This window comes from Pseudoalteromonas sp. S3776, assembly GCF_005886915.1.
Classification (GTDB): Bacteria; Pseudomonadota; Gammaproteobacteria; order Enterobacterales; family Alteromonadaceae; genus Pseudoalteromonas.
Map to the genome: position 1 here is coordinate 25,923 of NZ_PNCU01000013.1, position 12,548 is coordinate 38,470.

9 protein-coding genes are annotated in these 12,548 nt (G+C 41.1%); 1 reads left to right on the top strand and 8 read right to left on the bottom strand.

Going from position 1 to position 12,548, the window contains the following annotated elements:
* Positions 1-95: 95 nt before the first annotated feature.
* Positions 96-338, bottom strand: coding sequence for an acetolactate synthase 2 small subunit (gene ilvM / locus CWC16_RS06550; RefSeq protein WP_138540949.1), 243 nt, complete (start codon positions 336-338; stop codon positions 96-98).
* On the bottom strand, positions 335-1,984 hold the full coding sequence (gene ilvG, locus CWC16_RS06555; RefSeq protein ID WP_138540950.1) for an acetolactate synthase 2 catalytic subunit: 1,650 nt from the start codon (positions 1,982-1,984) through the stop codon (positions 335-337). The genes ilvM and ilvG overlap by 4 nt, the downstream gene beginning before the upstream one ends.
* Before the next feature lie 699 nt (positions 1,985-2,683).
* Between ilvG and CWC16_RS06560 the strand changes: the two genes are divergently transcribed.
* Positions 2,684-3,562, top strand: a complete 879-nt coding sequence (locus CWC16_RS06560) for a TraB/GumN family protein (RefSeq protein ID WP_138540951.1) — start codon at positions 2,684-2,686, stop codon at positions 3,560-3,562.
* Positions 3,563-3,598: 36 nt separating this feature from the next.
* Here the strand turns inward: CWC16_RS06560 and CWC16_RS06565 are convergent, their stop codons facing one another.
* The 6 genes from CWC16_RS06565 to tuf all read right to left on the bottom strand — a co-directional run.
* Positions 3,599-5,011 (bottom strand): ATP-binding cassette domain-containing protein, encoded by a 1,413-nt coding sequence (locus CWC16_RS06565; RefSeq protein WP_138540952.1) that lies wholly within the window; start codon positions 5,009-5,011, stop codon positions 3,599-3,601.
* A 77-nt stretch (positions 5,012-5,088) separates the two neighbouring features.
* Positions 5,089-6,813 (bottom strand): response regulator, encoded by a 1,725-nt coding sequence (locus CWC16_RS06570; protein WP_138540953.1) that lies wholly within the window; start codon positions 6,811-6,813, stop codon positions 5,089-5,091.
* A gap of 144 nt (positions 6,814-6,957) precedes the next feature.
* A complete protein-coding gene (locus CWC16_RS06575) occupies positions 6,958-9,291 on the bottom strand; it encodes a fatty acid cis/trans isomerase (RefSeq protein ID WP_138540954.1) in 2,334 nt (777 codons plus the stop codon).
* A complete protein-coding gene (locus CWC16_RS06580; protein ID WP_138540955.1) occupies positions 9,288-9,653 on the bottom strand; it encodes a hypothetical protein in 366 nt (121 codons plus the stop codon). The genes CWC16_RS06575 and CWC16_RS06580 overlap by 4 nt, the downstream gene beginning before the upstream one ends.
* A 118-nt stretch (positions 9,654-9,771) precedes the next feature.
* Entirely contained in the window at positions 9,772-10,572 is an 801-nt protein-coding gene (locus tag CWC16_RS06585; protein WP_138540956.1) for a VOC family protein, read from the bottom strand.
* 794 nt (positions 10,573-11,366) lie between these two features.
* The coding region (gene tuf / locus CWC16_RS06590) for an elongation factor Tu (RefSeq protein WP_138540957.1) at positions 11,367-12,548 on the bottom strand (1,182 nt) is incomplete at its 5' end.

Sequence of the window (12,548 nt, forward strand, 5' to 3'; positions counted from 1 at the left end):
GTTTTGCCGCTGCGTAAGCGGGCATTCCTCATTCTAAAAATTGTTGAGTTACTGAAGGTTATACTCAGTAACGCGTAAATGTGTTTCGTTGGCAGTTACACTGCTTGTTGCTGTAAATTTTCTAAGCTGATTTCTTTCACGTCTACCAACTTGTTTAGCTGGCTGGTTAATAGATGAATAGGCTTATCGCTATCGACCGTCATTGCTATCGTATAATGAGCTTCATCTGTATTAAGCTGAAAATGCGTAAGGTCAAAACCACGGTGACGCACAACACGTAAAAAGCGCTCCACCGCAATACTTTGATTTTTAAGTGCAATCGTTAAGCTGTGTTTCATTGTGCTTTCTCCGTAATCATTTCGTCATTTGCAGCCCCAGGTGGTACAAGCGGCCATACGTTTTCTTTATCGTCTATACAGGCATGTAAAATATACGGGCCCTTGCTATTAACTAATGCTGTTATTGCATCGTCAACTTCGTTGGCTTTGGTGATCGTTTGCCCAGGAATACCAAATACTGCGGCTAATTGAACAAAATCAGGGTTATCTGACAGGTTTGTTTCCGAGTAACGACCTTCAAAAAACAGCTCCTGCCATTGACGAACCATACCTAAGCGTTGGTTATCTAATATCAGTATTTTTACCGGTAAATTATTACGGCGAATAGTGGCAAGCTCTTGAATATTCATCATGATTGAGCCATCACCCGACACCGTTATAACAAAATCGTCTGGGCGTGCTACTTGCGCGCCAATAGCAGCTGGTAAGCCAAAGCCCATAGTACCTGCGCCACCACTACTTAAATGATTGCTTGGGTGGTTAAATTTCATATGTTGCGCCACCCACATTTGGTGCTGGCCCACATCGCAGCACACTACGCCAGTTTTTGGCATATGCTGGCTTAATTGGTTCAATAAATACGGGGCAAATACTTTTTCCCCCGGGTAGTCGTAACGCCATGCATGCTTTTCGCTCATGAGTTTATTTGTATCGCACCATGCTTTAGGTGTTACAACACACTCAAGTGCGGGTAATGAGGTTTTTAAATCAGCAATTAAAGACGCTTTAGCGGGTTTGCGTTTACCTACTTCGGCCGCATCAATGTCTAAGTGGATTACTTTTGCTTTGGCAGCAAATTTAGCTAAGTTACCGGTTACGCGGTCATCAAAGCGAGCGCCTATACATACAAGCACATCGCACTCTTGTACTGCTATATTAGCTGCTTGAGTGCCGTGCATGCCCAGCATTCCTAAGTAATGTTCGTAATCAGGTAATACACTGCCTAGCGCTTTTAATGTTGATACCGCTGGCATTTGTGTTTTATTTAAAAACTGCATTAACTCATTTTGCGCATCAGCGGCTTGCACACCACCCCCTACATACGCGACAGGCTGCTTTGCCTCACTTAATAGCTGATTTGCAATGACCACTTGGTTTAGATCAAGCTGGGGTAAATATTCATCAGCGGCTAACCACGGTTTAAAAGGCACTTGCGCCATTTGAATATCTTTTGGAATATCTACAAGCACTGGGCCTGGTCGACCACTTTGCGCTAAGTGCATCGCTTCTTGCAGTACTTCGGCTAAGTCTTCTGGACGCTCTACCATATAGCTGTGTTTTGTACACGATAGTGACATACCTAGTACATCGACTTCTTGAAATGCATCTGAGCCAATAGCGGCAGTGGGTACTTGGCCGGTAATTGCTAACAATGGTACTGAGTCCATCATCGCATCGGCAAGTGCGGTTATTAAGTTAGTAGCACCTGGGCCTGAAGTAGCAAAACAGACACCTAATTTGCCTGTGCTGCGAGCATAGCCTACAGCGGCAAAGCCAGCACCTTGTTCGTGGCGAGTAAGGTAATGCTTTACAGGCGCACCATACAGCGCATCGTAAATGGGCATAATAGCTCCGCCAGGGTAGCCAAATACTTCATTTACGCCGTGCTTGGCTAATAAATCGATTGTTAGTTCTGCGCCTGTCATTAATTAATCCTCATTCCTCAGTGACAACCCAATTACCAGCTTATTTAAAACTTATAGCTAAAATCTTTAAAACTTTGTGCTTAAAACTAAAAAGCCCTCCGAACGGTTAGGTGCGGAGGGCTTTTTAATGCTTAAGTTTATAGCACTACGAAGCCCTCGCGGGAATAATCACCACGATAATAATCAGGACTAGGTTAAGTGCATTTGTAAGCATGTAATTAATACCAAAATGTGTTCATTTGTTACGAAGTAATACTCTTCGCTCTGTATTTGTATTTGTACCGCGCTGAGGCGAGTAAGTCAACACCAAACTTAATTCAACAAAAGTGTGAAAATTGACTTTAAAAGGATTTAAAATTCAGAATAAAAGGATCAATTGAAAAATTTATACCTTAATTTGCATCAAGTAAATTCACTAACCACATAATAGCCATATAGGGCTTGATTAATTTTTGATACATTGCAGTACAAATAGCAGCACAGCACGGTAAATAACTTAAAACTTCACTAATCGGGCAGGGTTAACCCACTAGCGCTATTACATTCTGCTTAATCACATTCAGTCCGCTTATATATGGCTCTTAGTGCAACTAAACTCAAAAGCGCATTTAAAAGTGTTTAATATAACCAAATAGGTTTATTAAAGCGCTTTAATTTAAGCTAGTATTTATGCAATTCAATTAAATTTAAGGACAAACCATGCAAGCCCTCACTCGAATTAGTCAGTTTTTTATACTGGCACTTTTTATAGCAACTAGTTTTAATAGTGTCGCAGCGCCGGCACTGTTCAAAGTAGAAAAAAACGGTACTAGCTCTTACTTGTTTGGCACGGTTCATGTGGGTGACGCTAGCATGAAAGGTTTACCAGAAAAAATAACGAAAGCTATAGATCAAAGCGAGCAAGTTATTGTTGAAGTAGATATTAGTAAACTCACACCACTGCAAATGCAGCAGCGTTCAATGCCCTTTATGATGCTTAAAGATGGCAAAACATTACAAACAGAACTATCAAAACAAAACTACAATAAGCTTAAAGAGTACTTTGCTAAAAAATCGATTGATATAGCTATGTTTAATGGCCTAAAGCCTTGGGCTGTAATGGTAACCATGATGCAAATTGAATTTCAAAATGCAGGGTTTTCCGACCAAACAGGTATAGACAAGCAAGTACTTGCTTACGCTAAAAAGCAAAATATCACGATTGGAGAGTTAGAAACGCTAGAGCAGCAACTGCAAATGTTTGATGGTATGGCGCTATTAAGCAACGAAATGATTGAAGAAACCTTTGAGCAGCTTGCCGATATTAACACCTACTTTATCAAGCTCGTAAACGCGTGGAAAAATGGTGATATGGAAACCCTTACCGAGTACTACAACATGAGTTTTGACGATAGTAATTATGGTGAAATAAGCGAGCAAGTAATGCTAGTTAATCGTAATAATAAATGGGTGGAGCAATTAGTGCCTCGCTTGGCTAACGAAAAACTCTTTATTGCGGTAGGTGCACTTCACTTGCCAGAGCAACACGGTTTAATTAAACAGTTAACTGATGCAGGCTTTACTATTACTCGCCTATAAAGTGATGCTAAAGGTTGGGCATAATAAGCCCAGCCTTTAATTAAAATCTTCCATTTTTAAGTAATTCTCTATTCCTTTAATTTTGTCTGCCGCATGGTGATTCACGTAAATCACAGTACTTGTTTTGGCGGCACACACTTTCTCGATTAATACTAACACCCGCTGCCTATTTGCTTCATCAAGCCCTAGGCAAGGCTCATCTAAAATAAGTAACGTGGGGTGTTTTATCATGGCGCGTACAATTAATAGCATGCGCTGATCGCCATACGAAAGTTGCGTAAATGGGCTATTTTGTTTATCGCTTAACCCAATCAGCGCTAACCATTGCTTAGCTGTATTTACCTGTGACTCTGTTGGCTTTTGATATAAGCCAATGCTGTCAAAAAACCCTGAAATAACCGTATTAAGCGCTGAAATACTTACTCGATAATCCATATGCAGCGCATTTGATATAAAGCCAATATGCTGTTTTATATCCCAAATACTTTCACCCGTACCACGGTTAAATCCAAATACTTCAATATCGTTGCTATAGCATTGAGGGTTATCGCCGGTTATTAAATTTAATAAGCAGGTTTTACCTGAGCCATTTTTACCACTTAATTGCCAGTGTTGATGTTTATTAATTTGCCAAGTGAGGTTTTTAAATACATCAACCCCAGCGTAGCTCACCTTAGCATTAGTAAGCTTAACCAATGTATCGGCGGTATACTCTGCTCGGGCTTGGGGGTCATCCGGTTGAGGTATTTCTAAAGTGGTATGAGTTAAATGCAGTAGTTTGAGCAAATCAGCACGCTGCTCTGCAGTTGGCTTATTGAGTACTTGCTGCAACTGCCCCTGATTTACATAACCGTAGTGAGTAATAAAGGGCGGAATTTCATCAAGCCTATTTAACACAAACACAAAGTTAATTGTTGAGCTAAGTGTTACTAATAAAGTGTTTAGCACCTCACACGAATGTTTATCTAAGCCGTCATATGGCTCATCTAGCACCACTAAATCAGCATCACTACTCAACGCATTTATAAGAAGGAGTTTACGGGTTTCGCCGGTAGAGAGATCCCTAAAATTCCTCTTTAAAAGGGCGCTGTAATTAAAAGCATCTATTAGCTTTATGCGTAGCTCACGGTTGTAACTAGCATTTTGAGGAAAAATAAAATCTTTTACTAAGCTGTGGTGTTCATGTTCAATTTCATGCTTGATTAACTGCTTTTGCACATCAGATGACACAAGCTGCGTGTTATTAAATGTACTTTTAAAAGTACCACTTTGCTGCTTAGCCTCTCCCGTTAATGCGGCGCTCAATGCCGATTTACCTGCACCATTAGCCCCTAATAATAGCCAGTGCTCGCCAGCATTCACTTGCCAACTTAAGTCATTAATTGTGTAGCGGCTTTTACCTTGCCCCTGTAAATAACCATTAAATTGTTCAAATACAATACTTTGCACAATACTGCCTTCACCATAAGTTAAATAAACAACTTAACGTATAGTAAATTACTTTAGCAAGCGTATTTAATTGCGTATTAATTTATTTCATTAGCTATGCAAACATTTACCAATGCATCAGCCACTGCCTGCTTACTTATGGGTTTATGAATATGCTCACTCGCGCCATATTCATAAATTAAGTCCATGTCTTCGGCTGAGGTATTTGCGGTAACCACTATGATGGGCATGGTTTTATTTAGCTCTTTGCGTATTTTTTTAGTTGCTTCAAAGCCATCCATTATCGGCATGTTTAAGTCCATAAAAACCACATCATAGTCAGTTTTAGATACCTTTTCACAGGCTTCTAGGCCATTTACAACGCATTCATAGTCCACGCCCAACGTTTTTAAAATACGTGTGAGTAACAAGGTATTTAATTCGTTGTCCTCAACTACAAGGCAAAATAGCTTTTTTTCGACCCCTTTTTCTGTTTGTTTATTGGTAATCTCAATTGGTAAATTGAGCGTAACGTGTGCACCGTGCATTGCATTGTTTTTAAATGCGAGCGTGCCATGAAGGGCTTTAACAACATACTGCGCCCGTGTTAATCCTGTTCTTAACCCTTGAAAGTGGTTAGTTTGCTTAAATGAATCAAACTCCAGTTCGGTTATTTCATTAGCAAAACCACACCCACTATCGCTGACTGTTAAATGTAACTGCGAGCTTTGCATGTGTGCTGCAACTTCAACTTTCCCCTTCTGCGTAAACTTAATAGCGTTGCTAATTAGCTCGGTTAATACATGCTGTAAGCGCTGATGATCTAACTTGCAAAAACAATTAAGGGAATCATCAAAATGAGTAATTAACTTAAGCCCCTTTTGCTGCGCTGCGTATTCATACGCTAACACCACTTTGTTTATTGACTCTAGAAGGTTTTCGTTTTTAAGAATTGGTGCCCACTTACCCGTGCTGAGTGCTTGTAAATCTTGTAGCTCATCTAACATAGATAAAAGTCTGAGAGCGCAGTAGCTTGCTTGCGTTTTAATATTTTGCTGCTCGGCATTGATGGTGAGCTCATCTATCGATGTAATTAAGCCTTGCAACGGGGTTCTAAACTCGTGGCTTGCTCTAGCAATAAAGTGCTCTTTGTTTTGGCTCATTTGCGCTACAAAGTCTTTTTGTTTTTGAAGAGCGACCAAAGTGCGCTCTACCTCTTTTTCCATCGGCATAAACACAAACCTTAGCTCAATAAGCAGTAACACCATGGCCAGTAGCCAACATAACAGCTCTAAATTAGACACGCGGTTAACTTTTTTTAATGCATGCTGTTCAAATAAGGTCACTGCACGGTCAAGTTTGGCAAGTAGGTTTTCTACATGTGCTACGCTGAGCACCTGTGTGTCTATTTCTCCTTTTTGGTATAGCAACCAACTAGCCTGGGTAATAAACGTATTCACTTCGTTATCGAGATTAGCTGGTTCAGAGAAATATAACTTTACTAATTCTGGCGTTAGGTAGCGATAACTGTCGCCTTGCTTTGTAAGCAATACCGCATGAGCTGTTTTGAATTGGGAGAGAGATTGCTCGAGTGAAGAGGTGTGGGTAGCCACATCGATTCGAGACGAAAGCAGTGCATTACTATGCCAAGCAATTTTTTGCGAGAGCATACGCTGCTTACCCGCCATATTAATTATTTTAGCGTCGTACTTTTGTACAGAAAAACCATACTGCAGCAATAAGGCTGAGCCACTTATTAATAATGCTATAGCGATTAACGCCCATCGGTAGCGCTGTCTCAGATTGGCAATTATTTTAAACATACAAGGCCGCTTTTTATTTTAAGTGTAGCCTATATATACAAAACTCAACATCAGCTTTAGTAATTATATAAATAAAAAGCCCAGTAAATTACTGGGCTAAATGTATTACATTGGGCGCAAATCTCTCATTAGAGAGCGCTACGATTATCGATTTTCTAAGCGGTTATAATCGAACATACCAAACTCTACACCGCGATAATCTTTAGCTACCTTATGCAGTATGTCGCTGTATTTCCAAAATTCGGGGTGTGAACGGCGAATACCAAATCTTACTTTTAAAGCGGCATAATCAGCTTCAATTTGCATCATAGGTAATAGCTGTGCAAATTCACCCACTTCATTTTGATCATTTAAATACCAAATAGCCGCAGGGTAATCGCCAATAAAGCCTGGCACTAGGGTGGCGGTATCTTCATCATAAGCGCGCTGACCATCTTCATTTAATAAGCTGGAAATATTGTAATGCGCGTTGTGGTGAATAAGCGTGTAAGCTTTATGTGAAGCATCGTCTTGCTTAACCAAAATATACGATAACTGCGGTAATAAATTTATCGCTTTAGCGGGCATATTGTTTAGTGCATTTAATGGCGAGGGTACTTTTGTGTAGTCGTAGTGCTCACTCAGTACTGGCGCTAAAGTTTGCTTAACTAAACCATACAGCTCATGCTGTGGATCATCCGTTTTATATTCAATACCGCTAGGTTGGCTAAACTCTCGGTTGTTTTTAAAAAACTTAGATAAGCTTGGTGGCGACTTTCTATACCAACTCTTTTTAATTTGATGGCGCTTAGCTTCAGGTAATAACGCTAAAAAGTTTTGCTCCCCTTCTAAACGTAAAAAGTCCATGTACAAACGGGTCACTAATTGGTGGCCGATATTTCCATAGACATCAAAGCCAGCAACAAGTAGGTAATGAATACGCTCAAACAACGCATAGTCTAAAACCCACATAGTTTTAGGCTCTTGCCCAATAAACCCTTTTACTACAGTAGCACTATCAAAATGGCGAAATATGGTAAGCGCAGCATTTTTGTTATGGCCTTCACCTTTCCATAATAGGTCGGTGGTTAAATGCTCTCCATTTTTAAACATTTCGTTAGCAAGCTTAACTTTAGCCTGTAAGTACTTTTTCTCGCGCACTGAATATTTAACCCAGTTGGAGATAGGCAATGCATTGCTTTCCTCTGCTGCAGGCAGCTCAAGTGCCTCTTCATGTTGTAATAACATATCTTCAACAGCGGGCGTCGCGACTTTTTTCGGATCTGCAAAAGCCACCCAAAAGTGATCGTTAATCACATTAAGTGCTATTTGCCCCCGACACACAGGCCCCTTAATAAAGCCCATTATGATTAGCTCAGCTTCATCAAGCATAAACTGATACTTAGCATCAATAGGGATCACTTCAAACGTTTTAAAAGGGTTAGATGCTGATTTAGGCTCGTAACTAGGCATTTTAGTTACCGTATACTCAGGGGCAATAAATTGCTCATAAATACGTGCAAGCTTGGCGTCATCAAGCCTTAATGGCAAATGTGTTTTTGATAAAACGGTTGAGCGATCTTGTAATAAGCGATAGTAAACACGACTCACTTTTGGATCATCATATGGTCGGCGCGTATTAATTAGCTTAATTTCTTCGCCTGGCGGCGTACTTGAGCGAACGAGTTTAAAAAAGTTCTGAGGGTTATCAGAATCAAAGTAAATATGGGCTAAAAACCAGTGCTCGTAAATATAACGTGCAGCTAATTGGTATTTTAAGCTGTCTTGATTTAAAAAAGCTTCCCAGTTTTTAACGTTTGTTAGCTCGGTTTCGGTGGGCGGTTTAATATGCGCCATTTTTCCACCCTCTTTGAGCCACTTTTGTAAATGATAAAACTCTTTACTAGACACCCCTGGTAAACCGTAAGGCATGCCGCCGTGAGGCTGCTCAGCTGCTAAACGATCAAATTCGCCAATAGTCGCGCATGTTTGCGAGCGACTAAGCGAAAAATCAAACTCATCGTCAAGAATTTCGTTCTCTGGCAAAGGTGCACTTTGTTTAAGTACTAATGAATTAAACAATACCCCACCTGCAAGGTTTGCTTCTGGGGTTTGGTTACGTTCATTAAGGACCGGAGTAAACCCTTTTTTACGCCATTGCTCTGTACTCGTTGCATCAAATAATAACCGGTTTGGCGTACTTGCTAACAACCGTGTACCATCATAAACCAGCTCTTTGCTCAGCCCCCTATCTATCCCTTCAGGCGAAGAAAGTTTTAACTGGCAAGGCGCATCATAACAGCCATGACACACCACACAACGTGTATCAAGTACTGGCTTTACGTTTTGTAAAAACTCAGCACCAGCACCGGTATCGTGCGGCACAATTCGCTGCTGTGTTTGTTCATTACCAAATAAATCATTGTAGTGGGCATTACCTAAATAAGCACACCCACTGAGGATAATAAGGACGAGTGTGCTGATCAGTATTTTTTTCATTCTTCGTCCTCATCAGTGAGGTCGAAGGTTGGCATCATGTCCATTTGCGGAGAGACAAAAGTCTGGTTGTCCTGGGTATTTAACACCACACTTAGCAGTGGGCCGTGGGTCAGCGTTATTTGTGCATCGTGCTCGTGATTTAATACTCCATTAAATTCACTACTATGCAGCTCAAGTGAATACTCTTTTAAACTAATAGCAATACTGCTATCGGGTGCTGGGTTTTGGCATATCTGCGTCAGTAGCTCATCATTAAGAGCGAAGGAAATGTCTAAATCAGGCTTTTCTACATCTCGCTCACTAAGCGACTCATTTAAAATAAATAACGGTAAGGTTAATTTACTGTCTTGTTCAAATTCCATTATGCTCTCTTGCTAACTGACGGTGTAATTACCCGTCATTATAGCAAAAAAGAACATAATTACTGCGCCTAAATCACCACACTAAAGTTTAAAATTTAGCCGCAAACGTTGCTGATAGTTAAGTTTTAATATTATCCATTGCCGATTCAATGATAGAAAAAACAGCGCCTTGAGGGTCGCAAATAACACTAAAACGCCCTACATCAGGAATATCTGTAACAGGTACGCACACCTGCCCTCCAAGGCTCGCCACTTTTTTTACATAGCTATCGCAGTTATCTACAGCAAAGTAAATCATCCAGTGAGGAGGGACGTCTTGAGGCCATTCATCAGTCATTTGTAGCATGCCCGCTACAGGCTTGCCCGCAACTAAAAACAAGGTGTAATCCATCCCCTCCATTGGCTTTATTTCGCTTTGCCAGCCCAGTAGTTCACAATAAAAATGACGACTCGTTTCACTATCGCGCGTTGCCATTTCATGCCAATAAGGCGTGTTGAGCTCGCAAGGACGCTTACACCCTATATGCTCTTTACCTTGCCATAACGCCACCGTGGCACCCGCAGGATCCTTTAGCATTAACATACGTCCCGCATCCATCACATTATGCGGGCCCGCTATAATTTTAGCGCCGAGCTCTTGCGCCTTCATTGCACATGCATCAACATCATCCACTGCAATATAGGTCAACCAGTAGCTAGGTATGGAATCAGCCACTTGCTCTTTAGGCATTTGATACATGGCTGCAATATCGTCACCTTGCTTTTGTAGCATAGTGTAATACTCATCATCGCCAATGGGTTGATCGTCACTTCCCCACTCAAACAACGCAGTATAAAAAGCCTTCCCTTCTTGCCAGTTGTGAGTACACAGTTCAGCCCAGCAAAATACACCTTGTGGATAGTTATTTTTATTATTCATTGTCCATTTCCTGTTGTAAATTTAAGCCATTTTTAGCTTAGGCTAATACCGTGTAAGTGTCGATAGTTATTCACTGAATAAGCCCCCTTACACACCAGTGACCACTTCCACTTGGGATTTGTAAAGCCGACCCAAACATTATTTACATTAACGCCAAGCAGCTAAAAGCTGATAGCTAAAAACTAATCACTTTTATTCAGGCATTAAGAAAACCGAGGCTAAGCGCGGGTTTTGTAGTAATAATTAGCTAGGCTAATTATTACTCATTGAACGTTGCTACAAAGCACCTACCCTAAGGTAAGAGCGCCACCTTCACATGACTTAAATCTCAGGCATTAAAAAACCCGAAGCTAAGCTCGGGTTTTTTTAGTATTAATTAGCTAGGCTAATTATTACTCTACGATAGTTACTACAAAGCACCTACGCCTAAAGGTGACAGCGCCACCTTCACATGACGTAAATCTCAGACATTAAAAAACCCGAGGCTAAGCTCGGGTTTTTTTAGTATTAATTAGCTAGGCTAATTATTACTCATTGAACGTTGCTACATAGCACCTACGCCTAAAGGTAACAGCGCCACCTTCACATGACATAAATTACAGGCATTAAAAAAGGCCACCTAAGTGACCTTTTTTTAACAATTAACTTAAACGTTAATTATTACTCTACGATAGTTGCTACAAAGCACCTACGCCTAAAGGTGACAGCGCCACCTTCACATGACGTAAATCTCAGACATTAAAAAACCCGAGACTAAGCTCGGGTTTTTTAATATTAATTAGCTAGGCTAATTATTACTCTACGATAGTTGCTACAACACCAGCACCTACAGTACGGCCACCTTCACGGATAGCGAAACGAAGACCTTCGTCCATCGCGATTGGCGCGATTAGAGTTACTGTCATCTTAACGTTATCACCAGGCATTACCATTTCTACGCCTTCTGGTAACTGTACGTCACCTGTTACGTCAGTTGTACGGAAGTAGAACTGTGGACGGTAACCTTTGAAGAATGGAGTATGACGACCACCTTCATCTTTAGAAAGTACGTATACTTCTGAAGTGAATGTAGTGTGTGGCTTGATTGAACCAGGCTTAGCTAGTACTTGACCACGTTCAACGTCTTCACGCTTAGTACCACGTAGAAGTGCACCAATGTTCTCACCAGCACGACCTTCGTCAAGAAGCTTACGGAACATCTCAACACCAGTACAAGTAGACTTAGTAGTCTCTTTGATACCAACGATTTCAACTTCGTCGTTCACGTTGATGATACCAGCTTCAACACGGCCAGTTACAACAGTACCACGACCTTGGATTGAGAAAACGTCTTCGATAGGCATGATGAATGGCTTATCGATGTCACGCTCTGGCTCTGGAATGTAAGAATCTAGTGCTTCTGCAAGCTCAACGATCTTGTCTTCCCACTGCTTTTCGCCTTCAAGTGCTTTAAGAGCAGAACCTTGAATTAGTGGTAAGTCATCACCTGGGAAGTCGTACTCAGAAAGAAGTTCACGAACTTCCATTTCTACTAGCTCAAGTAGCTCTTCGTCGTCAACCATGTCACATTTGTTCATGAATACAACGATGTAAGGTACGCCAACCTGACGAGAAAGTAGGATGTGCTCACGTGTTTGTGGCATAGGGCCGTCAGTCGCAGCTACTACTAAGATAGCGCCGTCCATTTGAGCAGCACCGGTGATCATGTTTTTAACATAATCGGCGTGTCCAGGACAATCTACGTGTGCGTAGTGACGAGTTGGTGTATCGTACTCAACGTGAGAAGTTGAGATTGTGATACCACGCTCGCGCTCTTCTGGAGCGTTATCGATTGATGCGAAATCTTTAGCAACACCGCCGTATACTTTTGCAAGTACATTAGTGATTGCTGCAGTTAGTGTAGTTTTACCGTGGTCAACGTGGCCGATTGTACCAACGTTTACGTGCGGTTTTACGCGTTCAAACTTTTCTTTTGC